The organism is Maribacter zhoushanensis (assembly GCF_029350975.1).
GTDB classification, from domain to species: domain Bacteria; phylum Bacteroidota; class Bacteroidia; order Flavobacteriales; family Flavobacteriaceae; genus Maribacter; species Maribacter zhoushanensis.
In genome coordinates, this window is sequence record NZ_JARKMR010000001.1 from 1,235,521 (window position 1) to 1,261,066 (window position 25,546).

Here is a 25,546-nt window from a genome sequence, read left to right on the forward strand (position 1 = left end):
TTTTATCTACAACTTAGAAAGAGTAAACTGCTGCTACTAAGAAAGAAGATAAGCTTTTAGAAGCTGCACCATCTGCATCGAAATAAGGCTCAACATCGCTACCCCAAGAATCTAATCTAATTTCTGGCTTAATTGTTAAGTTTTCTACTGAATAGCTACCTGTTAATGTTAAACCTAATACACTTGGGTTATCTACGCCAGGTGTATCTAGGTCAACAGCAAAGTATTCACCTCTTAAGCCAATAGAAAAATCATCTGATGTAGCATACTGTGGGTAAAGCGCAACGCCTGAGAAACCAGCACCATCGTTATCAGCATAAGCTGCATTTATTCCTAAATAAAAATCCTCAGAAAGATCAAAACCACCTGTGTAGTCAACTTCAAAACCTAAAGCTTCACCACCATCATAGTAGAAGTTAAGGTATTGACCTGAATAACCTAATTGAGCACCAGCAGAATAAGCACCTGTTAAGTTGTTGTTAGTGTCAGTTACATTCATAATAGCTAACATTAAACTGAAATCATCAGAAAGTGCAAAATCAGCCTTTAAACCAACGTGAGAGAAAGGTCCGTTAGAAAATAAGTAAGATGTGCTGTAGTTAAAGTTACCTACAGGAGAAATTACTTCATATCCTAAATAGGTATTAAATCTACCCATTGTTAAAGTAGTACCTTCAGATACATTCCAGTATGCATAAAGTTGGTTTAGGTTATACCCGCCAACAGCTTCATCTCCTCTTGGTCCAAAAACTACATCTGCAACCACACCTGTTTTTTCGCCTTCGTAAGCAGCAACTATGTTTGCCATACCTAAAGCAAAACCTAATTCATTAGCAAATGAACTACCGAATGATTGTGCTGTTGCGTCTGATGCACTTAAGTTAGTTTGATAGTAAGCATCAACAGAACCGCTAATGCTAATCTTTTTCTCTTCTTCATCTTCCTGAGCTACTACACTAGCAGCTGCAAAAAGCATAAGACCTGTTGCAAAAATATTTTTTGCGTACTTTGTATTAATAATCGTTTTCATAAATTTTGATTTTTACCCCGTAGGGGATGAATTAAATTGAGTGATTTATTGATAAGGTTATGTAACGGAGCGTTCTGCAAAACGCTCCGTATTTTTTTATTTGTCGCTTGAAATATGCTCAGGGTATGCTTCAAGACCATGCTCTGTAATATCCAATCCTTCGATTTCGTCTTGTTTTGAAACTCTTAAACCAATTGTTTTCTTTAATATGAAAAGAACAACAAAGGTTCCAAAAGCTGCCCATAATATGTAAGCTAGAGAACCGTAAGTCTGAACCCAAAGAAGACCAGCGCCACCTCCGTATAAAAGACCACCGTCTAAAGCGAATACACCTACTAATACAGTACCTATGAAACCACATGTACCATGTACAGATATAGCCCCAACTGGATCGTCAATTTTGAACTTTTTGTCCAATATTTCAATAGAAAGGACTACTGCTAAACCACATACTAGACCTATTGCTACTGCACCCCAAGCATTCACTGCACCACAACCTGCTGTGATACCAACTAAACCTGCTAAAGCACCGTTCAATGTCATAGAAAGGTCTGGCTTTCCGTATTTAACCCATGTTAAGAATAGAGCTGCAATGGCTCCGATTGCTGCTGCTAAGTTTGTGTTGATAATTACGCTTCCTGCCGCAATAGTATCATCACCGCCCCAAGCTAATTGAGATCCACCGTTAAAACCGAACCATCCTAACCAAAGGATAAGTACACCTAACGCTCCATACATCATATTATGACCAGGGATAACTTTTACTTCTCCGTCAACATATTTACCAATTCTAGGGCCTACCATAATAGCAGCGACCAAAGCAGCTCCACCACCTACAGCGTGTACTACAGAAGAACCTGCAAAATCAATAAAACCAGCAGTGTTTAACCATGCGTCATCATCAAATGGCCAGTACCAGCTACCTGATATAGGGTAGATAAATGTTGTTAAAACTGCAGATAGAATTAAATAAGTTGAAAATTTAGTACGTTCTGCAACTGCTCCAGATACAATTGTAGCTGCTGTTGCACAGAATACAGTTTGGAAAAATAAATTATACCAATCTGTAGCACTAAAGAAGAAATATCCTTGTTCAGCAGGACTTGATCTAAAAAAGCCACCTAATACTAGATCACTACCGTACATTATACCGTAACCTACGGCCCAGAACATAATTGAACCTACGGCAAGGTCCATTAAGTTTTTCATTACTATGTTTCCTGAGTTCTTACTTCTGGTAAAACCTACTTCTACCAAAGTGAACCCTGCTTGCATAAAGAAAACTAAAATAGCGGCAATGGTAATCCATAAGGCTCCCATGTCTCCATTTATAGCATCTATAGCTGCGTTCATTGATTCTTGTGTTGCTTCATTCATAATTGTAATTTTTTGAGTAGTTCTTATAAGGGTTAGTTAATTCCTGCCAAACCTTTTTCTTTGGTTCTTATTCGATAGGCTTCTAATACTTCTGATACAAATACTTTTCCATCACCAACATTACCTGAATATGCCGACTCAAGAATTGTATCTACTGTTTTTTCTAAAAAGTCGTCTGAAACAACTATAGATAAATATCTACGTTGAATATCTGTAGTGCTATAAGAGATACCACGATATACATGACCTTGTTTTTCATTTCCTACTCCTGTTACGTCCCAGTAACTAAAGAAGTTAACTTCAATCTTGTGCAATGCCTCTTTGACATCGTCAAACTTTGATTTTCTGATAATTGCCTCGATTTTTTTCATTTGAATAAGTTTTTGATACTGCCAAATATATGTTAAAAAAATCCTCACCCTAAAAATATGAGGGTATCTAAGCTGATTTTTACGAGTATGATAATATATACCCCTAAAATTTTGGGGTAATGTTATTTATTGATAGTAATATTGAATATTTCGAGAATGGAGGATGATGATTTGAGGTTAGCTATAGAAAAATCGTCAGAAAAAGGAGTAATTATCTAACAATTGTTTAATAAAACTGCAAATACTTAAAAAAATGTATAAAAATAAAATAGTGGGTAATGAATGTTAGTTCTATAACATTTTGCAAATCCATAGACCAAATGATATAGCAAGTATACCAATTGCTACACTTAGCCCCATATATAGAGACGTTTGTAACAGTGAAGATTCTTTAAAAAGAATATTGCTTTCTAGAGCAAAAGTAGAGAAGGTGGTAAAGCCACCACAAAAACCGGTAGCTAATAATAAAGTTTGATTTTCAGAAATGTAGTTGTTCTTCAGTGAGAGTCCTATTAGTATACCTATTAATAGGCAACCAATTACATTCACTAAAAATGTACCTAAATAAAAATTTGAATAGTAGGCGTTGAGATTCTTAGATACATAGTATCTTAATATACTACCAAAACCTCCGCCTAAAAAAACCAGTAAAAATTGTTTCATACCTTATAAAGGTAAAAACTAAACTGCTTTCTTGTAGCTTGTAGTAAGTAAATCTAAAGGATAGATTACAGATGTTGGTTGTTTAGCTGATTTTTGAGATGATGTCTTCGCTTTTTGAGAAACACTGATCAAACTAACTATTACCAAGGCAATGTTGATACCTACTAATACTAAAAAAATTGTAAGAAATGTCATCATAATTTATTACATCTTATAGATGAATAACGCAAAATTACGGTATTTGGTATATATAACGTCGATATTCGGCGTTTTGTTGTGAAAATGTTAATTTTTGTGGTGTAGGAAAAAAATTAACTATTCTTTTAGGAAAAACTTTATGAAAAGCAATAAAATTATGAATAGTGTAAAGAAAACACCAATCCATTTTACACCTTTAAAATTCTTTTGGTGTAATTTCAGGTCTTTACGATAAGAAAAGACAATAATAATGGCAAAAACCACTGCAAAAAGGATTGCAAAAATGATTTGTCCGGTGCTAAACATATTTTATATTTTTACGCAAAGCTAACGGAAAACAGAATAATAAAGATGAAAAACAAAATCAAAGCAGTAGAAGAATTTCATAATTCTTTTGGTCTGGGTGTTTCAGAAGATATGATTGCAGATTTAGGGGAAGCAAAGAATACCCTGCGCTATAATTTAATGGATGAGGAGAATAAAGAGTATTTAGAAGCGGCTCAAAATAATGATCTTGTTGAAGTTGCAGATGCTTTGGGAGATATGTTATATATATTGTGTGGTACTATTTTAGAGCATGGTATGCAGTATAAGATTGAAGAAGTGTTCAATGAGATACAAAGAAGTAATATGAGTAAGCTTGGTGAAGACGGTAAGCCTATTTACCGTGAAGATGGCAAGGTGCTTAAAGGACCCTATTATTCTAAGCCAAATATTGGTGTCATTTTAGATAAATAAAAAAGAGGGCGTTTTGCCCCCTTTTTTCTATGCTTTGACTTTATATCGCCATCCAAATTTATCTTCAGATTTATTGTACTGTATATCTGTTATGATTTTCTTTAATTGTTGTCCAAAACTGTTTTCTAATTCTGGTAAATCATAATCGGTGTCTCTATAACCAAAACCTGCAATTGGTGAAATTACCGCTGCTGTACCTGCACCGAACATTTCTTTTAAACTTCCGTCCTTTGCCGCTTCAACAACTTCTTTTACGGTAATTTTTCTAACTTCGGTCTTTATACCTTGATCTTTAGCAATATCTAAAATACTCTTTCTGGTAATACCATCAAGTATACGATCACTAGTTGGTCCTGTTAATAAGGTGTCATTTATTCTAATGAATATGTTCATGGCACCAGCTTCTTCAATAAACTCATGGTTGGTGTCATCTGTCCAGATTACTTGGTTGTATCCTTTTTCAACAGCTAGTTGTGTTGGGTAGAACTGACCAGCGTAATTACCACCAGCTTTAGCGTAACCTACACCACCGTTTGCCGATCTAGAATATTTCTCCTCTATAAGCACTTTTACCTTGCCAGAAAAATATGCTCCAGAAGGTGCACAAGCTATAATGAACTTGTATTCGTCTGCTGGCGATGCATGAAATCCATTACCAGAAGCAAACATAAAAGGTCTAATGTATAAAGAACTACCGTCATTAGTTGGTATAAAATCTTTATCTAAATTAAGAAGTGTGGTTAACCCTTCCATGAAGTAATCTTCAGGAATTTCTGGAATACACATTCTTTTTGCTGAAATATTAAAACGCTTATGGTTTTCTAACGGTCTAAATAAATAGACATCGTCATTTTTATCCTTATAAGCTTTCATACCTTCAAAAATAGATTGTCCGTAATGAAAAATCTTGGAAGAAGGGTCTAGCGTAATAGGTTGGTATGGTGTTATTTTAGGAGTTTCCCATGCACCGTTCTTATAAGTACAGACTAACATATGGTCTGTAAATACTGAACCAAAGGCAAGATTTTCAAAATCTACTTGGTCAATTTTTGATGTTTTTACCTTTTCTACTATGATATCTTTCGTTGCAATACTCATGAAATATGTAACTTTAGTTGATTAAAATTAAACAAATATCCCTACTAGCACTTCTTTTTTAGTTTTAAATTGATGAGTTTTGCAGGTATATCAACATTTTTAGGATTTATGAAAGGATTTAACATATTACTTGTCTTTTTGTTTGGGTTTTTTACATGCCTTGCCCAGCAAGATGCTGAAATAGATGCATCAGAATTTTACGGCGAAGAATTTAAAATCACATCTTTGAGTGATAAAAATGAAGTAATGGCTCAATTTGCTTCAATGGCCGTGTCAGATTCTTTGAATCTTCAGTTTAAAACTAAAGTGAAAGAAGTTTGTAAGGTAAAAGGATGTTGGATGATTGTTGAACTACCAGAGGGTGAGCAGGCAATGGTTAGATTTAAAGATTATGGATTTTTTATGCCTGCAGATATTCTAGATAAGGAAGTTGTATTAAATGGCTTGGCGTTTGTAGAGGAAATGAGCGTTGGTGATCAGCAGCATTATGCAAAAGATGGTGGTAAAACAGCAGAAGAGATAGCAAAAATTACAACTCCAAAAAGAATATATAGTTTTGAAGCAACAGGAGTAATAGTCCCCAATTAATTGAAAAGAGAAATTATTACTACGGGCGATGGTTCCAAGACCATCCAAATTATGGACTGGCAAGAACAGTACCATTCAAAACATGGTGCCATTCAAGAAGCTTACCATGTTTTTATAAAATCTGGTTTAGATCTATTCAAGGATCAAGAATTGAATATTCTTGAAATAGGTTTTGGTACCGGGTTAAATGCTTTCATAACATTAATTGAATATGAAAAACGAAATCTTCAAATTAACTATACTGGTGTAGAAGCATATCCTGTTTCGGCAGAAGAACTTGATCAATTAAATTATTTGGAAGAGTTAGAATCGCTTTCAAGAAAAGATGATTTTAATTTAATGCATGCTTCTGCATGGGGTCAAAAGATAGAAATTACTTCAAGTTTCCATTTGACTAAGCAACAAAAGCTTTTCAAAGAAATCAATGATATCAATACTTATGATTTAATTTATTTTGATGCCTTTGGAGCTAGGGTGCAACCGGAATTATGGACGGTAGAAATTTTTCAAATCATGTTCAATGCAATGAAAAGTGGAGGTTATTTAGTTACCTATGCTGCTAAAGGTAGTGTAAGGCGTGCCATGTTAGAAGTTGGTTTTCTTGTAGAAAGATTGCCTGGTCCTCCAGGTAAAAGAGAAATGCTACGTGCAAAAAAACAATAATATTTTGGGCATTAATAAAACTTTAACGCGTTGCATCTCAATAGCTTTGGCAACAATGTTAAATCGGAATTAAATAGTGTATCTAGATGTATCAAAAATAATACCTTTAGTCCATGAAAGTATTGATAACAGGTGCGACAGGTTTAGTAGGTAGCGAGTTAGTATCTCAATGCCATGATATAGGTTATACCGTCAACTACCTTACTACACGAAAAAATAAAATTGTTTCAGAAGAAAACTACCAAGGTTACTTTTGGGACCCTTCTAATGGAGAAATTGATGCTAAATGTTTAGATGGTGTTTCGGTCATTATCAATTTAGCTGGTTCCAGTATTTCTAAAATGTGGACAAGCAGTTATAAAAAAGAGATAATTAATAGTAGGGTTAATACTTTAGAGCTTTTAAAGAAAACGCTGCTAGAAAATGAAAACCATACAGTAACTTCTCTGGTTTCTGCTTCTGCAATTGGTATTTATCCAGATTCTCTAAGTAATTATTATACAGAGAACGAGGAAAAAGTTGATGAGAGTTTTCTGGGAGAGGTAGTTAGTCTTTGGGAAAAGAAAATCAATGAGTTTAAGTCACTTGGATTAGCGGTAGCTAAAGTTCGTATTGGCTTGGTAATGTCAAAAGATGGTGGTGCCTTACCAGAAATGGCAAAACCGGTTAAATATTATGTTGGTGCAGCTTTTGGTTCTGGTGAACAATGGCAATCATGGATTCATATTTCTGATTTAGCAGGTATATTTTTACATATAACCAAGTATAAACTAAAAGGCACATATAATGGTGTTGCACCAAATCCTGTAACCAATATAAAGTTGGTAAAAGAGATAGCAAAGGCTTTAGGTCAACCATTGTTTCTACCTAATATCCCAAAATTTGTAATGTATACAGTACTTGGTAAGATGGCATATATCTTATTTGCTAGTCAGCGCGTAAGTAGTAAAAAAATTGAAGAAGAAGGTTTTATATTTCAATATGTCAATATTTGTCAAGCACTTGGTGCTATCTATAATACCAATGCTGAGTGTGTTGATGCTAAAAATAATGCAACAAAACAATTTGTCTCATAAAAGCTTATTCATTTGTCAGATATAATTAAATCCGCTTTTTGGCGGATTTTTTTTTTAAACTTTTGTGACATTTTGACATTTTTAAAGAATTGGCAGTACTTTTGCCTGCTTTTAATCGGCGATTTAAATTAATATAAATTATGAGTGATAAAGAAAACACTTTGGATGATGAATTCTTGGATGATGAGCTATTAGATGGCGAAGAACAAGAACAAAAGCTAGAGAATGAAGAGGAAGTGGAAGAAAAGTCTGTAGAAGAGACTTTAAATGAGGAGCTAGCAAAAGAGAAAGATAAGTTTTTAAGATTGTTTGCAGAATTTGAGAATTATAAAAGACGTACTTCTAAAGAACGTATGGAGTTGTTCAAAACTGCGGGTCAAGAAGTAATAGTTTCATTATTACCTGTATTGGATGATTTTGACAGAGCAATGAAAGAATTGGCAAAGTCAGAAGACAAAGATGCTTTTAAGGGTGTAGAGCTAATTAACGTTAAGCTTAGAGAAACACTTAAAGGTAAAGGCTTGGAAATGGTCGAGGCAAATGCGGGTGATGTATTCGATGCAGAAATACATGAGGCAATTACACAAATACCGGCTCCTGATAAAAAGATGAAAGGTAAAATCATCGATGTCATTGAAAAAGGATTTAAGTTGGGTGACCGTATAATTAGGCATCCAAAAGTAGTAGTAGGAAATTAAAAGATTGGAATGAAGGAAGATTATTATGAAGTATTGGGCATCAGTAAGAATGCAACTGCTGCAGAAATAAAGAAAGCATACCGTAAAAAGGCATTGCAATATCACCCAGATAAAAATCCTGGCGATAGTTCTGCTGAAGAGAAGTTCAAAAAATCTGCTGAGGCTTATGAGATCTTAAGCGATGCCGATAAGAAAGCTCGTTACGATCAATTCGGTCATTCTGCCTTTGAAGGCGGCGGTGGCGGCGGCTTCGGTGGCGGTATGAATATGGATGATATCTTCAGCCAATTCGGTGATATATTTGGCGGCGGTTTCGGCGGCGGAGGCTTTGGTGGTTTCGGCGGTGGCGGTGGTCAACGTAGAGTTAAAGGAAGTAATCTTCGTATTAGGGTCTCATTGACCTTAGAAGAGATTGCAAATGGTGTTGAGAAAAAAGTTAAGGTAAAACGAAAAGTTCAGGCAGAAGGGGTTACCTATAAAACATGTTCTACTTGTAATGGTAGAGGGCAGGTGACAAAAATTCAGAATACTATACTTGGTAGAATGCAAACTGCAGCAGTTTGTAGTACTTGTGGTGGTAGTGGTCAAATTTTAGATGGTAAACCTGGTGATGCCGATGCACAAGGACTTAAGGTTGCAGAAGAAACCGTTTCTATTAATATACCGGCAGGTGTAGAAGAGGGTATGCAGTTAAAAGTACCTAATAAGGGTAATGATGCTCCAGGGAACGGAGTACCAGGAGATTTATTGGTTGCCATAGAAACTCAAGAACATAGTACCTTAAAAAGAGAAGGTGATAACCTTCACTATGATCTTTATGTTAGTATTTCTGAAGCAGTTTTAGGTACGTCAAAAGAAATAGACGCTGTTGGCGGTAAGGTTCGTATCAAGCTTGAAGCTGGTATTCAGTCTGGTAAAATATTAAGACTTAGAGGTAAAGGAATTACAAGTTTAAATGGTTATGGTGCTGGTGATATATTGGTACACGTAAATGTTTGGACACCTAAAGAATTGAATAAAGAACAGCGTGAGTTCTTTGAGAAAATGCAGGGCAATGATAATTTTGAACCTAGACCTGAGAAATCTGACAAGTCATTTTTTGAAAAAGTAAAAGATATGTTCTCATAAGTTCTAAATAGCCGGTTTTTAAATAAAAAACGTATATTTGAGATAATATTGGGCAACCAATATTAATTTTCTTTTTCATAGCAATTTTTTTCCCATCCTTGATTTATCAAGGGTGGGTTTTGCTTTTTAAGGCAAAATGAATTGCATTACTTACCCTTATAAAGGAATCATAAAGAGTGTAGCTAGTCCAAACATTTCAATATCTTTGTAGAAATTGAGTACATGAGTCATATTTTGGTAGCTAATGAGGTCACCAAACAGTTTGGAAGCCATACGGCATTGAAGAACGTTTCCCTTGAAATTCCTAAGAATAGTATCTACGGATTGCTAGGACCTAACGGGGCCGGTAAAACCACCTTGATACGTATTATAAATCAAATCACTTTTCCAGATAAAGGAGCTGTCTATTTTGATGGTGAGTTACTGAAGTCTGAGCATATTGCACAAATTGGTTATTTGCCAGAAGAACGCGGTCTGTATAAAAGCATGAAAGTTGGTGAGCAGGCACTATACTTAGCACAGCTAAAAGGTTTGTCTAAGGCTGAAGCAAAAAAGAGATTGAAGTATTGGTTTGAAAGATTGGAGATTGGCGACTGGTGGAATAAGAAAATACAGGAGCTTTCTAAGGGTATGGCACAAAAAATACAATTTGTGGTTACCGTGCTTCACGAACCAAAGTTGTTGATTTTTGACGAGCCTTTTAGTGGCTTTGATCCAATAAATGCCAATATCATTAAGGAACAGATCTTAAGTCTTAAAGAAAATGGTACTTCAATAATTTTCTCTACACATAGAATGGAGTCTGTTGAAGAATTGTGCGAGTACATAGCATTGATTCATAAATCTGAAAAAATATTGGATGGTAAATTATCCGATATTAAAAAAGCTTACAAGAATAACATTTTTGAAATAGGTTTAGAAACCAATAATCAAGAAGCGTTACTACATGAAATGAAAGATAAGTTTCAAATTCTTACACAAGATTACGATAGTTTAGAAAATCAATTGAATCTTAGAGTGCAGTTACCTTCTAACCAATCAGGTGAAATATTGTCCTTTCTTGGTTCTAGGGCAAACGTAAACGGGTTTATTGAGACCATACCGTCTGCCAACGATATTTTTATTAAGACCATTCAAAATAAAAATATTGATAATGAATAAGTTACCACTAATAATTAAAAGAGAATATATAGCCAAGGTACGTAACAAGTCTTTTGTGGTTATGACCTTTTTGAGTCCTATTTTAATGGTAGGTATGATATTGCTGATAGCGTACCTTACACAATTGAACGACACTGAAAAAAAGGTAATAGGTGTATTAAACGAGAGTAGTTATTTCGCTAATGAATTTGTAACCTCAGAGGCTACATCATATATCAATTTTAAAGATATAACATTAGAACAGGCAAAAGACTCTACCATGGGCTTAGGTTTTTATGGTCTTATTTACTTGCCTAACGAAACTAATTTAGAGCAGGTTGCCCAGCGTGCTTTTTTCTATAGTAAAGATGCTCCAAGTGCTACGGTACTTGATAAGTTAGAAAATTCTATTACCACACGGTTGCGTCAAGAACGCTTGCGAGAACTTGGGTTGTCACCTAAGGAGTATGCGGAAATGGATCGTAGTTATAATATAAACATAGAAACTTTTGACGGGCTGCAGAATGTTAAAGGTATCAACGAGATCAAAGCCATTATTGGTGGTGCATTTGGCTATTTAATAATGATGTTTATCATTATTTACGGCGGTTTTGTAATGCGTAGCGTTATAGAAGAGAAGACCAGCCGTATCATTGAAGTTATTATTTCATCTGTAAAGCCTTTTCATTTAATGATGGGTAAAATAATTGGGACATCTCTTGCAGGTATCACCCAATTTGGAATTTGGATCATATCTGGCGCAATTTTATTAGTTATTGGTTTGGCTATTTTTGATATTGACCCGGCAAGCCTTACCAAAGGTGGTGGTATGTCGCCAGGGATGGCAAATACCGCAAATGTTGATGTAGATGCCCTTACCCAAAACATTCAACTGTATACGCAAGAAATTTTTGAGTTGCCCATTTTTGCAATGCTTTTCTTTTTCATTGTCTATTTTATGCTAGGGTATTTAATATATAGTTCTATCTATGCCGCTATTGGTGCTGCGGTGGATAATGAAACAGATACGCAACAATTTATATTTCCGGTAATTTTACCTTTAATGTTGGCTATTTACGTTGGGTTTTTCTCTGTATTCAGTAACCCTAACGGACCAATAGCCGTAGCATTTTCCCTTTTTCCATTGACATCACCAATAGTAATGTTAATGCGTTTGCCATGGGGTATTGGTGAAGGCGGAGTGCCTGTATGGCAATTGGTCACGTCAATTCTAATATTAATAGGTACTTTTATTGGTATTGTTTGGGTGGCTGCAAAAATTTATAGAGTAGGTATTTTAATGTACGGTAAAAAACCAAGCTATAAAGAATTATATAAGTGGCTTAAATATTCGTCATGATTCAGGAAAGTACAGAAACCATAAAGGAGATAATTGAGGATGATATTTGGGGTACTATAAAGAAATTTTTAGACCTAGGCTATCATTTTGGTGAGGGTGATAAATCTATCAACATTACCATAGGTCTGCTATTATTGTTAACTGTTGCCTTTCTACTTACCAGTACTGTTTTACAAGCCATTCGAAGATTTTTCACAAGAAAAATGGAGATGGACGATAAACTAAAGTTTATCAGCATATTCAAGTTTATTAAGTATCTAGTATATGTCATAGTCATACTGTTCACCATGAGTGCGGCGGGTATTAATATTACCATATTAATTACGGCATCTGCAGCATTATTTGTTGGTCTTGGTTTGGCGTTACAAGAGATTTTTCAAGATATTATTGGCGGTATATTCATCATTGTTGACAAATCTTTGAGAGTAGGCGATATCATAGAAATAGATAATAAGGTCGGTAAAGTTTTTGAGATTAAACTACGTACCACCAGAGCGATTACGAGAGATGATAAAGTAATTATAATACCAAATCATAAATTCATTAGCGACATAGTTTATAACTATACCCAAAATCACAAGACTACTAGAGAATTGGTACGTGTAGGGGTAGCATATGGTAGTGATACTGAATTGGTGACCAATATTCTTTTAGATGTAGTGAAGTCTCAAAGAACTATTTTAAAGAGTCCTAAACCTTTTGTCATTTTTGAAGACTTTGGTGATTCTGCTCTTGTATTTGCCGTTAATTTTTATATCACCGACAGTTTTACGGATCCACGTGTTAAAAGTGAAGTACGGTATAAGATCGATGCTGAGTTTAGAAAGCATAATATTTCTATTCCTTTTCCTCAAAGAGATGTGTATTTGTACCAGCAAGGTACTGCCCAGAGCAAGAATGTTTCAAATGCAGATGATAATGAAAAAGCATAACCTTGTTATTCTAATCATATGTTTACTGCTTTTTACTTTTACTAAGGTTGTAGCACAGACTCCAGATGTATTTAGATTAGAATATATGCTGATGCCAGAAAATAGTGGAGATGTTGAAACATCACGTATTAAGTTGGTGTTGAATGTACCCATTGCGGTTCGTGACAAGAAAGATTTCTTGGTTCTTGGTGCAGAGTATAATAGATATAATTTTGAGGTTCCAGACGATTTATTTCCAAATTCAGGAGACTTGAGCAAATTTCATGTTTTAGATGTGAATTTGGCTTATATGTATAAATTATCTGAGAACTGGCGACTAATTGGTGTGGTTACGCCTAGGTGGTCTACGAACTTTGTACAGGAATTAGACAACGAAGATTTTAATATGAATTACACCCTGGGTGCGTATAAAAATGTGAAGGATGTAGATAAGCCGTATATGTTGGTTTTGGGTATTTCGTATAATGGAACTTCTCCTATAGATGTTCCGTTACCCTTTGTGTATTTTGAAAAAAGATTTCATCCAAACTGGGCGTATACTTTGGGAGTACCAAAATCTGGCATGAAATACTATACCAAGAAAGGGCATTTCTTTCAGACTGAAGTATTTTTAGATGGGTATTATGTCAATATCCAGAATGATATTTTATTACCCGGCAATAATTTATCTACCGATGTTTCTTCTACGGCATTATTATTGACATTAGGATATCAATATAAAATAACTAAGGATATGTCCGTTTACTTTATAGGTGGTCGTTCTATTTATCAAAATAGTGCATTACGAAATGAAGAAAGAGATGATATATTTACCTTAAACGACGCATCGGGTCTATATTTTAGAACAGGAATAAGAATAGGAATATAAAAAGCAGTTATGTCAAAGATATTAGTAATAGAAGATGAAGCAGCAATTAGAAGGGTATTGGTCAAAATTTTATCCGAAGAAAATGATGCATACTCCGTAGAAGAGGCCGAAGACGGCTTAAAAGGTATTGAGACGATTAAGAACAACGACTATGACTTAGTACTCTGCGATATAAAAATGCCAAAAATGGATGGCGTTGAGGTACTTGAAGCTGCCAGAAAAATTAAACCTGAAATTCCGTTTATTATGATATCTGGTCACGGAGATCTAGATACTGCCGTAAATACTATGCGTTTAGGAGCTTTTGATTATATCTCTAAACCGCCAGATTTAAATAGATTACTTACTACTGTTAGAAATGCCTTGGACCGAAAAATTTTGGTAGTTGAAAACAAGAACTTAAAGAAAAAAGTTAGTAAGAATTACGAAATGATCGGTGAGAGTAGTGAGATAGGTACAATCAAAGACATGATCGAGAAAGTTGCACCTACCGATGCCCGTGTATTGATTACGGGATCTAATGGTACAGGTAAAGAACTTGTAGCGCATTGGTTACATGAAAAGAGTACAAGAAGCTCAGCTTCTTTTATTGAAGTAAACTGTGCGGCAATACCATCAGAATTAATAGAAAGTGAACTATTTGGTCACGTAAAGGGGGCGTTTACATCTGCAGTAAAAGATAGAGCTGGTAAATTTGAAGCTGCCAATAAAGGAACTATATTTTTAGATGAGATAGGTGATATGAGTCTTTCTGCACAAGCAAAAGTGTTGAGAGCGCTCCAAGAAAGCAAAATATCTCGTGTAGGTACAGATAAAGATATAAAAGTTGATGTTCGTGTACTTGCAGCTACTAACAAAGATTTAAAGAAGGAAATTGAGGAAGGCAACTTTAGAGAGGATCTATATCACAGACTAGCGGTTATACTTATAAAGGTTCCTAGCTTAAATGATAGAAGAGATGACATACCTCTATTAATAGAACATTTTGCTGAAAAGATTGCCGCTGAACAAGGTATGGCAGGTAAAACATTTTCTGACAAAGCAATTAAGCTACTGAAAGCCTATGATTGGACCGGGAATATTAGAGAACTAAGAAACGTTGTTGAAAGACTGATTATTCTTGGTGGTCAAGAAGTATCAGAAGATGATGTAAAATTGTTTGCTAGTAAATAGACTTTTGTCTTTACTTTTTAGCAGAACAATTACCGATTTTATTTAAAGCTTCTTGGGTAATCTCTTTAGTACGCAGATTGTAATATTTGCTACCTTCAGAGATATCCGGCTTTAATAGTTGTGCTTCACATTCATCAAAAATTCTAGTTGCAAAAGCAGTAGCGTCTTTGCAGTTCACACTTTGAACAACCTTATCTAACGAAATACGATATTTTTCTAAAGAAGTATCTATAGTTTTAAATAGGTCCTTTTTCTTAGTAATTTTTTTAGTTGAATTCGTGGTTGTAGAATTGGTATTTACAGAAAGTGCGTCGTTATCATATGCACTTTCATGAGTTTCGTGAGATTCTAATACTAGTATGGTATTATTGGTTAATTCTATAGATTTGTTTAAATAACTAAGTGTACCTTCTAATGTAGTCGATTTTGTGGCAAGTGATAGCACTTCCATATTTTCTAACATACTTTCTTTTGCTAATTTACACCCGCAAATATTCAGCTGGTTTTTAGATTTCTCTAATGCACTTAATGCTTTATAGGCATAAAAACGAGCTTGGTTAATATCTTGCGTAAGTAATGCAGCGTCTATTTGAGATTTGGCATAACCCATGTTAGAATTGGCATATTCACACTCAACATTCATACCGAATGATGATAAGGATAGTAGTGCGATTGCACAGAAAAAAAAGATATTTTTCTTCATAAGTAGGTGATTTAGGTGTAAGATTTGGGATCTTACACGGATAAATTTAGATGCTTTATCTTGTTGAAAATATTATTTTCGATACAATACACATCAATCACGATTAACGGAATTTGTGAGAAATGTATTACTTATATTTTATTACCGAATTAGTAATCATTAATATTAAATTTTATATTTCAGAATGGATAAAATAAAAGTAGACAATTATAGGACCAATAAAAATTTTAAAATAGCTGATAATGAGACTTTTGAAGATTTTGGAAAGTCTGATAAAGAGCTTAAAAAAGAATTGTCAAAAATTAGAAGAGAACTTGGTGAGTTTCAAGATACCATTTACGCCCATGGAAAATATAGTATTCTTGTTTGTCTACAAGGTATGGATACTGCAGGTAAAGATAGTTTAATACGTGAGGTGTTTAAAGATTTTAATGTAAGTGGGGTAGAGGTACATAGTTTTAAAGTTCCTACAGAGTTAGAGTTAAGTCATAATTATCTATGGCGCCATTATTTAGTACTACCGGCAAAAGGTAAGTTTGGAGTGTTCAATAGAACCCATTATGAAAATGTTTTGGTGACAAGGGTACATCCAGAATACATCTTAAACGAGCATATACCCGGTATACACTCAGTTGAAGATATAAATCAAAAATTTTGGGATAAAAGGTTTGAACAAATAAATGACTTTGAGCGGCACCTAGCAGAAAATGGGACCTTAATATTTAAATTTTTTCTGAATCTCTCAAAAGAAGAACAGCGTCAACGTTTATTGAGAAGATTAGCTCTTAAAGAAAAACATTGGAAATTTTCTCCAGGAGATTTAAAAGAACGAAAGTTGTGGGACACGTATCAAAAATGCTATGAAGAAGCAATAGCTAAAACCACTCATGATCATGCACCGTGGTTTGCGGTGCCTGCAGATAATAAAAAGGCAACACGTATAATTGTAGCGTCTATACTATTAGAATCGTTAAAAAAATACAAAGATATCAAAGAGCCTATGTTGAGCGAAAAAATAATGGCTAATTTAGACAGCTATGAAGAACAATTACAAAGTGAAAAGTAAACTAGCTATATTTTTTGTTTTTGCTTTTGCATATGTGGGGCTTTCACAAAATGCGGATGAAGAACAGATAAAGAAACTTTATGACACTGCTTTAACAGAAGGTGATGGTTATGATTGGTTAAACTATCTGTCTAATCAGATTGGTGGGCGGCTATCTGGATCTATTCAAGCACAACAGGCTGTTGATTATACAAAAGCTCAATTAGATTCTCTAGGTGTCGATAAAGTTTGGTTGCAACCGGTTATGGTGCCTAAGTGGGTAAGGGGAACTCCTGAATTTGCTTATTTTGAAACATTGCCCGGTACTACTACTAATGTACCTATTTGTGCTATAGGTGGTTCTGTAGCTACTTCGCCCAATGGTGTAAAGGCTAATATTATTGAAGTTCAGGGTATAGAGCAACTAGCGGCGCTTGGCAGAGAAAAAATTCAGGGAAAAATAGTGTTCTTTAATAAACCTATGGACGCTACCCAAATTAATACGTTTACTGCTTATTCTAATTGTGTAAATCAGCGTTATGCCGGTGCTTTAGAAGCGTCTGAATTTGGTGCGGTAGGTGTAATTGTACGTTCAATGAATCTTCGTTTAGACGATTATCCACATACGGGGTCCATGAATTATGGAGAGCAGCCAGTATCAGAAAGAATTCCTGCTGCGGCAATTAGTACCAACGCTGCAGAATTATTAAGTACTTCTTTAAAATTGAATCCTGCTATCAAATTTTATTTCAAACAGAATTGTAAACAGTTCAATGATGTAGAATCTTATAATGTTATTGGGGAGATTAGGGGAACAACAAAACCAGAAGAGGTAATCGTTGTTGGTGGTCATTTAGATTCTTGGGATTTAGGTGATGGTTCTCATGATGATGGTGCAGGTTGTGTTCAAAGCATGGAGGTCTTAAATTTATTTAAGAAAACAGGTTATAAGCCAAAACGTACGGTAAGGGTTGTTCTATTTATGAATGAGGAAAATGGTTTAAGAGGTGGCAAAAAGTATGCGGAAATTGCAAGTACCAAGAATGAAAAGCACATTTTTGCTTTAGAAAGTGATTCTGGCGGATTTTCTCCTCGCGGATTTACTTTTGAAAGTTCTGACAAGGATTTTGATAAAGTACTGGAATGGAAAAGTCTTTTTAAACCGTACTTAGTTCATTATTTTGAAAAAGGTTTTAGTGGAGCTGACATTGGTCCCTTAAAAAACGAAGGTTTGGTATTGGCAGGTTTAAGACCAGATTCTCAACGATATTTTGACCACCATCACGCAGAGAATGATACGTTTGAACATGTGAATAAAAGGGAGCTTCAATTAGGGGCGGCATCTATGGCAAGTTTAATATATCTAGTAGATAAGTACGGATTTTAATTGCTGTTTTTTCGATCACAATAGTTCATGAATCAATTTATGCTTTTGAAGGGGATGAAATGTACAAACCGTTAAATTTCTTTACCTTTGCCGGATACTAAAAAAAATAAAATGGAAGACGGAATTTACGCCAAGTTCAATACAAATAAAGGCGAAATACTAGTAAAATTAACTCACGATAAAACACCTGGTACGGTAGGTAACTTTGTAGCCTTAGCTGAAGGAGATAAAGAAAATAGTGCCAAGGGTAAAGGAGAACCTTATTACAATGGTTTAAAATTTCATAGGGTTATTCCAGATTTTATGATTCAAGGTGGCTGTCCTCAAGGTAGAGGAACTGGTGATGCCGGTTATAAATTTGATGATGAATTTCACCCAGAATTAAAGCATGATGCTCCTGGTGTACTTTCAATGGCCAACTCTGGTCCTGGTACCAATGGTAGTCAGTTTTTTATTACTCATGTTCCAACACCTTGGTTAGATAATAAACATACTATTTTTGGTCACGTTGAATCTGGTCAAGAAGTTGTAGATGCTATAGCTCAAGATGATGTTATTGAATCTTTAGAAATAGTTAGAGTTGGTGATGCAGCACAGAAGTGGGATGCTGTAAAAGCCTTTGAAGATTTCAATGCTTCGGGTGAAGCAAGATTGGCAGCAGAAAAAGCGCAGCAAGAAGCTGAACTTGATAAAGTAGCCGCAGGATTTGATTCTACGCCTTCTGGACTTCGTTATAAAATGATTCAGAAAGGTGATGGGGCTAAAGCTGTTAAAGGTGAAAAAGTTTCTGTACACTATGAAGGTTCCCTTTTAAATGGTCAAGTGTTTGACTCATCTTACAAGCGTAACTCTCCTATAGATTTTCAATTAGGTATTGGTCAGGTTATTCCAGGTTGGGATGAAGGTATTTCTTTATTACAAGTTGGTGATAAAGCACGTTTCGTTATCCCTTCTGATTTAGCATATGGATCAGCTGGTGCAGGAGGTGTAATACCACCAAATGCTACATTAATTTTTGATGTAGAATTAATGAAAGTTGGTTAAAGCCTAAAGACTTTATAAGAATAATGAAACACCTGTATCATATAGATATGGGTGTTTTTTTTGATGTTTACTTTTTACGAGTAACGAAACTGCCCAAAAGCAAAATAACGTTGACTACCATCAAAACTAAAAATACGGTCAAAAATGTGGTCATAAATACATGGTTAAGGTCGGGGAACCGTTATTGTTTAATCAATAGATATGTATTTATATAAAAGGTTGCGTTTAGGTTGAACAATTTTTCAAAAAAAATAAGGCACAAAAAAACCCGAACCAATTGGTCCGGGTCTTATACTATAAAAAAGTTAAATCTTTACCTAGTCAATTACTTTCACATTAACGGCGTTTAATCCTTTTTTACCTTGTTGTAGTTCAAATTCTACAACATCACCTTCACGAACTTCATCGATTAAGCCAGAAATGTGTACAAAATGATCTTCGTTTGAACCATCTTCAGTGATAAATCCGTAACCTTTAGAATCATTGAAGAATTTTACTGTTCCTTTACTCATAATAGAAAAATTAAATATTAATTAAAGAGCGAAGATAGTTTTTTTTTGTTTAAAAACTTAAATTCTTGTACGTTATCTTATGGTTAATAAATTTATTCTAATGTATTGAGAATGAACTTGTTTTTAAGACTATGCAGTAGGGTCTGGAGTCATTCTTAAATAAGGTTTTACCTCCGTAACTCCCTTTGAAAATATGCCTTTTGCATCATCGGTTGATATCGCCGGACTAACTACTACATCGTTGCCATGTTCCCAATTTGCTGGTGTTGCCACTTTATGATTTGCTGTAAGTTGTAAGGAATCTACTACTCTTAATAACTCATAAAAGTTTCTTCCGGTAGATGCCGGGTAAGTTAATGTAAGTTTCACAGTTTTATCTGGTGCAATAATAAATACAGAACGAACCGTAAGATTATTGTCTGCATTTGGGTGTATCATATCATATAAATCAGATACTTTTTTATCCTCATCTGCAATAATTGGAAAATTTACTACTGTATTTTGCACTTCGTTAATGTCTTTGATCCATTCAGCATGTGAAGCTGCGCCATCAACACTAAGTGCTATCATTTTTACATTGCGCTTGTCAAATTCATCTTTGAATTTGGCTGCGGTGCCTAATTCTGTTGTACAAACCGGAGTAAAATCTGCCGGGTGAGAGAACAAAATTCCCCAACTATCACCTAAGTAATCGTAAAAGTTGATGGTTCCCATTGAGCTATCTGCCGTGAAATTAGGTGCTTTGTCACCCAAACGTATTGTTGCCATATTATTATATTTTTATGTGTTTAATTTTATATCCTATAAAATTAGTAGATTAATTAGCTAAGTCTAAAGTTTTCGGGTTAAAAGTCTATTAAAATTTCTACTTTTAGTTTATGGAAGATTTAGAAAAATTAAGGTACCCGATAGGGCATTTTGCATATCCTGAAAATATCTCTGATGAGGATATAAAGCAATGGATAATTGCGATAGAAACATTACCGCAACGGTTGATTGATTTGGTTGGTGATTTTTCTGAAGCTCAATTAGAAACGCCCTATCGTGAAGGTGGCTGGACGGTAAGGCAAGTAATTCATCATATAGCAGATAGTCATCACCATAGTTATACTCGTTTTAAATGGGCATTGACTGAGAATAGACCACTTATTAAGGTGTATGAAGAAAAATTATGGAGTGAACTTATTGATGCCAAAACAGCACCTATAAATCTTTCAATTTTGTATTTAACGGCGTTGCATGCCAAATTGGTCTATATGTGCCAAAGGTTAACCCCAGAAGATTTAAAGAAAAGTTATATTCACCCAGAAGGTAATGTTAATGTGTCTGTAGCTGAAAATATTGGTAAGTATGCATGGCATGGAAACCATCATTTTGCCCATATAAAAAACCTTGCCGAGCGAAAGGGCTGGTAACCATTCTATAAAATTCTTCTTAACAAGTACATTGGTTTTTCCTCTTCTATCACATTTTTGAAGGGTACTTGAGTATTGGCCACTATTATAAATGAATTTGATTGGTAAAAGGGTAGTGCCAGCCCTTTCTGCATAGATTCTAAAAAGATTACTTTTTTAGAGTGTTCATTAGCTATTTTCTCAACGAACCGTAAGCTTTTTGTACCAATACCTTTTCCTGAAAATTCATTAAGAATATAGATTTTGTCAAGATATAAGGCATCAAATTTGCTATATTCTTGTACTTGTTTGTGTAAAGTGATTTTTAACAAACCAACATATACAGAATCGATCTTTATTAGATATAGAGCTGTATTATGGTCTTTTTCTTCATCTAATAATATCTTTCTCGTAAAACTATTTTCTATATAGGTGCTTGTGTCACCATTGGGCCAAAGATGAGTATAATGTTGATTATATGCTTTTGTACCTATTTCAATGTATTTATTGTAAAGTTCTGGTTTCAGTAGATCAAACTGAATATCGGGCTTCATCATTAATTATATGACTGTTATTAGTTACTAGATTTCCATTTAATATTACAACCAATACTAGGTTTTTGATCAGGGTCTATTTCTTCACCTTTTAAAAGGTTCTCAATGGCATTTCTTAGGTCTTTGCCGATTAAAGGTAAGCCATTACCCGGTCTAGAATCATCTAGCTGACCACGATACACTAATTTTAAATCTCCATCAAAAAGGAAAAAGTCTGGTGTACAAGCAGCATCGTATTTTTTTGCAATAGATTGGTCTTCGTCATATAGATATGGAAAGGTGTAATTTTCAGCTTTGGCTTTTATCCTCATATAATGTGGTCCATCTTCTGGGTAGTTTTCAACATCATTGCTTGAAATAGCGATAAAGTGAATTCCCTTCTTCTGATATTCAATGGCCATTTTGGTAATTTCCGGATTTACGTGAATTACAAAAGGGCAATGGTTACAGATAAACATGATTACCGTTCCTTTATGACCGTTTAAAGAGTGCAAATTCATGGTTTTTTTACTTACAGTATCTAGTAGACTAAATTCTGGAGCTACCGTGCCCAACGCTAACATTTTGCTTTCTGTTCTTGCCATATCAACTAATAATTTATGGTACTAAGTTAAGGATTATATTAAGCTTGTTTTTTCTTTAGGGTATTCAAGAACCTCTAAATTATTTCAAAAATGGAAAATTCATATATTTCTTTATCCAATGCAATTAAAGCATTGCAAGATGAGGGTTACACTGAAGATTTTAACTTGTGCGATGCCGGTGTAGAAAATAAAAGCAAAAAAAGTATTCATTCTGCTACAGAATTAGAAGTGGTGAAATTTTATCGCTTTGAAGGTATGAGCAACCCAGATGACAATACCATATTATATGTTATTGAAACTAGTACTGGTGAAAAGGGTCTATTGGTAGACGCGTATGGAATGTATGCAGGTAATGTACCAAAAGATATGATAGAAAAGCTTAAATTGAGCTAATGAAAGATACGATTACTCGGCAAGATTTCAGTAAGATTGATATGAGAGTGGGTACAATCATAGATGTGCTTGATTTTCCAGAGGCTAGAAATCCATCTTATAAGTTACATGTTGATTTTGGTGATGAAATTGGAATTAAAAAAACATCTGCCCAAATAACAGAAAAGTATAAGAAAGAAAAGCTGATCGGACTTCAAATAACGGCCGTCGTCAATTTCCCTAAAAAACAAATTGCCAATTTTATGAGTGAATGTCTTATCTTGGGAGCTGTAGAAAACAGTTCAGTGGTACTACTTCAGCCACAAATGAAAGTGCCAAACGGATTAAAAATTTCCTAAATTTTTGACAGATAATATTTTAGATACTATTCATATTAATTTTGATTCGGGTTCACTTTGGATTATGAACCTTGTTTTAAGTTTGGTTATGTTTGGGGTGGCTCTAGAGATTTCAGTAGCAGATTTTAAACCTCTATGGCAAAAACCCAAAGCATTGTTGCTAGGTTTAACAAGTCAATTTGTTTTACTGCCAGCGTTAACCTTTTTATTGGTTCTTGTAATTGAGCCTTTACCAAGTATAGCATTAGGTATGTTCATGGTTGCAGCCTGCCCAGGTGGAAATATTTCTAACTTTATTCCTTATTTATCTAATGCTAATACTGCGCTGTCTGTAAGTCTTACTGCTATTGCTACTATGTTAGCTGTTGTTATGACACCTTTGAATTTTCATTTTTGGTCAACGTTATATGAGCCTAGTGCTGGTCTAATTCAAGATATTTCAATATCACCATTAGAGATGATCAAACTGGTATTTTTATTGTTGGGTCTACCTTTATTATTAGGTATGTACGTAAATTATAAAAAGCCAAAATTGGCATTTAAAATTGCAAAGAAACTAAAGATAGTTTCTTTGGTCTTTTTTATTTGTTTGGTGTTTATAGCATTGTATAATAACCGTGTCATTTTTATAGATTATGTACTATATGTTTTTTGGATTGTATTACTTCATAACCTAATAGCATTTTCTACAGGATACAGTCTTGGGCGATTGTTTAATGTTCCAAAAGATAGTCTGCGCTCCATAACCATTGAAACGGGAATTCAAAATTCTGGTTTAGGTCTATTATTAATATTTACTTTTTTTGACGGATTAGGGGGTATGGCACTTCTTGCTGCGTTTTGGGGTATTTGGCACATAATATCGGGTTTAATTTTGGCTGCTTTTTGGAATAGAAAATTGGTCACTAAAGAGACCATAGTATGAGTGGTATTTTGTACTCCTTAGTTAAGATTTTGATGAAAACCGGTCTATATGGTTATCATAAAAAAATAGTTGGTTCTGGGTTAGAGCATATTCCTAAAGACAAGCCGGTAATGTTCTTGCCTAACCACCAAAGTGCATTGATTGATGTATTGCTAATTGCAACGGACTGTAATAGAAAGCCCTATTTTCTTACTCGATCAGATGTTTTTAAAGGTAAATTCCTAAAACGTGTATTCTCATATTTTCAAATGCTACCAATTTATAGAATGCGTGATGGTAGAGATACATTAGCTAATAACGACGCCATTTTTAATTCATGTGCCGAAATTTTAAGTAAGGGCAATGCCTTACTCTTATTTCCTGAGGCAAACCATAATCTTAGACGATCAGTAAGACCATTGAGCAAGGGCTTTACAAGAATTTTATTTAGAAGTTTTGAATTGTATCCAGAATTAGACATTCTTTTAATACCTGTTGGCTTCAATTATAAGCATGCAGCACATTTTCCAGATGAAGTTGCAATTCATTATGGTACTCCCATTTCAGCAAAAAGATTGTATGACTCAAATGACTTGAATAAGTCAAGTAATGCTATTAAGGAGGTTATATCTGAGCGCTTAAAGAAATTAACTGTTCACATTCCCAATGATGAGAAGTATGATAAGATTGTAAATCGATTATCCGCTGAAAATGTAGATTTATTAAATCCTACTTCAACTAATGAGAGGATTCAATCGTATTTTGGTCAAGATTTACAATTATCTGATAATAAATTACCTAAAGAACAAAAAACAAGCATATTCAGGTTTCTGTTTACTGTTTTAAATTTTCCTATTGTTTTAATATGGAGAACATGGTTGAAGCCAAAAGTGCCTGAAGACGAATTTATGGGTACTTTTAGATTTGTATTTGCGATAGTATCTTATCCTATTTATATAACTTTACTATTTGCTATTTTGTCATTCAGTTTTTCCGTCTACATAGCATTCTTAATACTTGGTATATTGACATTGGTGAATTTTGGGTTGGTAAAGTATGGTTTGCGGTAGTTGATTATCTACAAAATAAAAACGGTCCTTTAAAAAGGACCGTTAATTTTTTAAAAAAAGTTTAGCGCTTAGATATCTTCAAAACTAACATCTGTAAAGCTAGATGTACTAGTAGTTGTATTTTCTACAGGTATTTCAGCTTCAGCTACAACTTCTTCTTTCTTAAAATCTTTTTGATGTCTTTCAGAAATTACTTCAGAACCTTTTTCGTTGATAATGAAATCCATCATTTCTTCAACATTTTCTTTGAAGGCATCAAAGTCTTCTTTGTATAAATAAATTTTATGCTTCTTATAATGGAATGAACCATCGTCATGCGTGAATTTCTTACTTTCTGTAATCGTTAAATAATAGTCCCCAGCTTTTGTACTTCTTACATCGAAAAAGTACGTTCTTCTACCTGCGCGTAAAACTTTGGAGTGAATTTCTTCCTGATCTGATAAATCTCTTTCGCTCATTTCTAATGTTTAGTGTCGTTATACTATCAAAAATGGAAAAAAAAACACTATCCTACAAC

General features: G+C 34.4%; 31 protein-coding genes. 19 read left to right on the forward strand and 12 right to left on the reverse strand.

Annotated elements, in window-relative coordinates:
• Positions 1-13: 13 nt before the first annotated feature.
• The 5 genes from PXD56_RS05275 to PXD56_RS05295 form a co-directional block, all read right to left on the reverse strand.
• Positions 14-1,030 (reverse strand): outer membrane beta-barrel protein, encoded by a 1,017-nt coding sequence (locus tag PXD56_RS05275; protein ID WP_276492272.1) that lies wholly within the window; start codon positions 1,028-1,030, stop codon positions 14-16.
• A gap of 96 nt (positions 1,031-1,126) precedes the next feature.
• Positions 1,127-2,407, reverse strand: coding sequence for an ammonium transporter (locus tag PXD56_RS05280; protein ID WP_276492273.1), 1,281 nt, complete (start codon positions 2,405-2,407; stop codon positions 1,127-1,129).
• A gap of 32 nt (positions 2,408-2,439) precedes the next feature.
• The gene (locus PXD56_RS05285) at positions 2,440-2,778 is read right to left on the reverse strand and encodes a P-II family nitrogen regulator (protein WP_276492274.1); all 339 of its coding nucleotides are present in this window, start codon (positions 2,776-2,778) and stop codon (positions 2,440-2,442) included.
• A 291-nt stretch (positions 2,779-3,069) separates the two neighbouring features.
• On the reverse strand, positions 3,070-3,441 hold the full coding sequence (gene crcB, locus PXD56_RS05290; RefSeq protein ID WP_276492275.1) for a fluoride efflux transporter CrcB: 372 nt from the start codon (positions 3,439-3,441) through the stop codon (positions 3,070-3,072).
• 18 nt (positions 3,442-3,459) lie between these two features.
• Positions 3,460-3,639, reverse strand: a complete 180-nt coding sequence (locus PXD56_RS05295; protein WP_276492276.1) for a hypothetical protein — start codon at positions 3,637-3,639, stop codon at positions 3,460-3,462.
• Positions 3,640-3,990: 351 nt separating this feature from the next.
• Between PXD56_RS05295 and PXD56_RS05305 the strand changes: the two genes are divergently transcribed.
• A complete protein-coding gene (locus PXD56_RS05305; RefSeq protein WP_276492278.1) occupies positions 3,991-4,377 on the forward strand; it encodes a nucleoside triphosphate pyrophosphohydrolase family protein in 387 nt (128 codons plus the stop codon).
• Positions 4,378-4,404: 27 nt separating this feature from the next.
• Here the strand turns inward: PXD56_RS05305 and PXD56_RS05310 are convergent, their stop codons facing one another.
• The gene (locus PXD56_RS05310; RefSeq protein ID WP_276492279.1) at positions 4,405-5,475 is read right to left on the reverse strand and encodes a branched-chain amino acid aminotransferase; all 1,071 of its coding nucleotides are present in this window, start codon (positions 5,473-5,475) and stop codon (positions 4,405-4,407) included.
• A 72-nt stretch (positions 5,476-5,547) separates the two neighbouring features.
• Between PXD56_RS05310 and PXD56_RS05315 the strand changes: the two genes are divergently transcribed.
• The 10 genes from PXD56_RS05315 to PXD56_RS05360 all read left to right on the forward strand — a co-directional run bounded on the left by PXD56_RS05315 (position 5,548) and on the right by PXD56_RS05360 (position 15,101).
• A complete protein-coding gene (locus tag PXD56_RS05315) occupies positions 5,548-6,063 on the forward strand; it encodes a DUF4920 domain-containing protein (RefSeq protein ID WP_276492280.1) in 516 nt (171 codons plus the stop codon).
• Positions 6,064-6,726 carry a tRNA (5-methylaminomethyl-2-thiouridine)(34)-methyltransferase MnmC2 gene (mnmC2, locus tag PXD56_RS05320; protein WP_276492281.1) on the forward strand — a complete coding sequence of 221 codons (663 nt, stop codon included), beginning with the start codon at positions 6,064-6,066 and terminating at the stop codon, positions 6,724-6,726.
• Positions 6,727-6,839: 113 nt separating this feature from the next.
• Positions 6,840-7,802 (forward strand): TIGR01777 family oxidoreductase, encoded by a 963-nt coding sequence (locus PXD56_RS05325; protein ID WP_276492282.1) that lies wholly within the window; start codon positions 6,840-6,842, stop codon positions 7,800-7,802.
• Between the two features lie 140 nt (positions 7,803-7,942).
• Positions 7,943-8,500, forward strand: a complete 558-nt coding sequence (locus PXD56_RS05330) for a nucleotide exchange factor GrpE (protein WP_276492283.1) — start codon at positions 7,943-7,945, stop codon at positions 8,498-8,500.
• A 9-nt stretch (positions 8,501-8,509) separates the two neighbouring features.
• Positions 8,510-9,628, forward strand: a complete 1,119-nt coding sequence (gene dnaJ / locus PXD56_RS05335) for a molecular chaperone DnaJ (RefSeq protein ID WP_036152794.1) — start codon at positions 8,510-8,512, stop codon at positions 9,626-9,628.
• 222 nt (positions 9,629-9,850) lie between these two features.
• Complete coding sequence (locus tag PXD56_RS05340) at positions 9,851-10,789, forward strand: ABC transporter ATP-binding protein (protein WP_276492284.1); 939 nt, start codon at positions 9,851-9,853, stop codon at positions 10,787-10,789.
• Positions 10,782-12,128 (forward strand): ABC transporter permease, encoded by a 1,347-nt coding sequence (locus PXD56_RS05345; protein ID WP_276492285.1) that lies wholly within the window; start codon positions 10,782-10,784, stop codon positions 12,126-12,128. Before PXD56_RS05340 ends, PXD56_RS05345 begins: the two co-directional genes overlap by 8 nt.
• A complete protein-coding gene (locus PXD56_RS05350; RefSeq protein ID WP_276492286.1) occupies positions 12,125-13,060 on the forward strand; it encodes a mechanosensitive ion channel family protein in 936 nt (311 codons plus the stop codon). Before PXD56_RS05345 ends, PXD56_RS05350 begins: the two co-directional genes overlap by 4 nt.
• Positions 13,047-13,928 carry a DUF6268 family outer membrane beta-barrel protein gene (locus tag PXD56_RS05355; RefSeq protein ID WP_276492287.1) on the forward strand — a complete coding sequence of 294 codons (882 nt, stop codon included), beginning with the start codon at positions 13,047-13,049 and terminating at the stop codon, positions 13,926-13,928. Before PXD56_RS05350 ends, PXD56_RS05355 begins: the two co-directional genes overlap by 14 nt.
• Positions 13,929-13,937: 9 nt before the next feature.
• Complete coding sequence (locus PXD56_RS05360) at positions 13,938-15,101, forward strand: sigma-54-dependent transcriptional regulator (protein WP_276492288.1); 1,164 nt, start codon at positions 13,938-13,940, stop codon at positions 15,099-15,101.
• Positions 15,102-15,111: 10 nt separating this feature from the next.
• Here the strand turns inward: PXD56_RS05360 and PXD56_RS05365 are convergent, their stop codons facing one another.
• Complete coding sequence (locus PXD56_RS05365; RefSeq protein ID WP_276492289.1) at positions 15,112-15,804, reverse strand: hypothetical protein; 693 nt, start codon at positions 15,802-15,804, stop codon at positions 15,112-15,114.
• Between the two features lie 184 nt (positions 15,805-15,988).
• On the opposite strand from PXD56_RS05365, the gene PXD56_RS05370 reads away from it, so the two are divergent.
• From PXD56_RS05370 to PXD56_RS05380, 3 genes are all read left to right on the forward strand, one after another.
• Positions 15,989-16,870 carry a PPK2 family polyphosphate kinase gene (locus PXD56_RS05370; protein ID WP_276492290.1) on the forward strand — a complete coding sequence of 294 codons (882 nt, stop codon included), beginning with the start codon at positions 15,989-15,991 and terminating at the stop codon, positions 16,868-16,870.
• Entirely contained in the window at positions 16,842-18,236 is a 1,395-nt protein-coding gene (locus PXD56_RS05375; protein ID WP_276492291.1) for a M20/M25/M40 family metallo-hydrolase, read from the forward strand. Before PXD56_RS05370 ends, PXD56_RS05375 begins: the two co-directional genes overlap by 29 nt.
• Positions 18,237-18,347: 111 nt before the next feature.
• Entirely contained in the window at positions 18,348-19,280 is a 933-nt protein-coding gene (locus PXD56_RS05380; RefSeq protein ID WP_276492292.1) for a peptidylprolyl isomerase, read from the forward strand.
• Between the two features lie 317 nt (positions 19,281-19,597).
• Here PXD56_RS05380 and PXD56_RS05385 read toward each other — a convergent pair whose 3' ends face one another.
• Both PXD56_RS05385 and PXD56_RS05390 read right to left on the reverse strand, forming a co-directional pair.
• Positions 19,598-19,792: a cold-shock protein gene (locus tag PXD56_RS05385; RefSeq protein ID WP_027064347.1), complete on the reverse strand. Its 195-nt coding sequence runs from the start codon at positions 19,790-19,792 to the stop codon at positions 19,598-19,600.
• Between the two features lie 129 nt (positions 19,793-19,921).
• Positions 19,922-20,560, reverse strand: a complete 639-nt coding sequence (locus PXD56_RS05390; RefSeq protein ID WP_276492293.1) for a peroxiredoxin — start codon at positions 20,558-20,560, stop codon at positions 19,922-19,924.
• A 110-nt stretch (positions 20,561-20,670) separates the two neighbouring features.
• Between PXD56_RS05390 and PXD56_RS05395 the strand changes: the two genes are divergently transcribed.
• The gene (locus PXD56_RS05395) at positions 20,671-21,207 is read left to right on the forward strand and encodes a YfiT family bacillithiol transferase (RefSeq protein ID WP_276492294.1); all 537 of its coding nucleotides are present in this window, start codon (positions 20,671-20,673) and stop codon (positions 21,205-21,207) included.
• A gap of 5 nt (positions 21,208-21,212) precedes the next feature.
• Here PXD56_RS05395 and PXD56_RS05400 read toward each other — a convergent pair whose 3' ends face one another.
• Positions 21,213-21,743 carry a GNAT family N-acetyltransferase gene (locus PXD56_RS05400; RefSeq protein ID WP_276492295.1) on the reverse strand — a complete coding sequence of 177 codons (531 nt, stop codon included), beginning with the start codon at positions 21,741-21,743 and terminating at the stop codon, positions 21,213-21,215.
• A 17-nt stretch (positions 21,744-21,760) separates the two neighbouring features.
• A complete protein-coding gene (locus PXD56_RS05405; protein WP_276492296.1) occupies positions 21,761-22,324 on the reverse strand; it encodes a thioredoxin family protein in 564 nt (187 codons plus the stop codon).
• A gap of 90 nt (positions 22,325-22,414) precedes the next feature.
• Here PXD56_RS05405 and PXD56_RS05410 point away from each other — a divergent pair, with 90 nt between their 5' ends.
• From PXD56_RS05410 to PXD56_RS05425, 4 genes are read left to right on the forward strand one after another with little or no spacing between them, the layout of a single operon-like run.
• Positions 22,415-22,717, forward strand: a complete 303-nt coding sequence (locus PXD56_RS05410) for a phosphoribosylpyrophosphate synthetase (protein ID WP_276492297.1) — start codon at positions 22,415-22,417, stop codon at positions 22,715-22,717.
• Complete coding sequence (locus PXD56_RS05415; RefSeq protein ID WP_276492298.1) at positions 22,717-23,055, forward strand: tRNA-binding protein; 339 nt, start codon at positions 22,717-22,719, stop codon at positions 23,053-23,055. The genes PXD56_RS05410 and PXD56_RS05415 overlap by 1 nt, the downstream gene beginning before the upstream one ends.
• 4 nt (positions 23,056-23,059) lie before the next feature.
• Positions 23,060-23,980 carry a bile acid:sodium symporter family protein gene (locus tag PXD56_RS05420; RefSeq protein WP_276492299.1) on the forward strand — a complete coding sequence of 307 codons (921 nt, stop codon included), beginning with the start codon at positions 23,060-23,062 and terminating at the stop codon, positions 23,978-23,980.
• Complete coding sequence (locus PXD56_RS05425) at positions 23,977-25,029, forward strand: lysophospholipid acyltransferase family protein (RefSeq protein ID WP_276492300.1); 1,053 nt, start codon at positions 23,977-23,979, stop codon at positions 25,027-25,029. Before PXD56_RS05420 ends, PXD56_RS05425 begins: the two co-directional genes overlap by 4 nt.
• Positions 25,030-25,097: 68 nt before the next feature.
• Here PXD56_RS05425 and PXD56_RS05430 read toward each other — a convergent pair whose 3' ends face one another.
• A complete protein-coding gene (locus PXD56_RS05430) occupies positions 25,098-25,487 on the reverse strand; it encodes a PUR family DNA/RNA-binding protein (RefSeq protein WP_276492301.1) in 390 nt (129 codons plus the stop codon).
• Between the last annotated feature and the right edge of the window lie 59 nt (positions 25,488-25,546).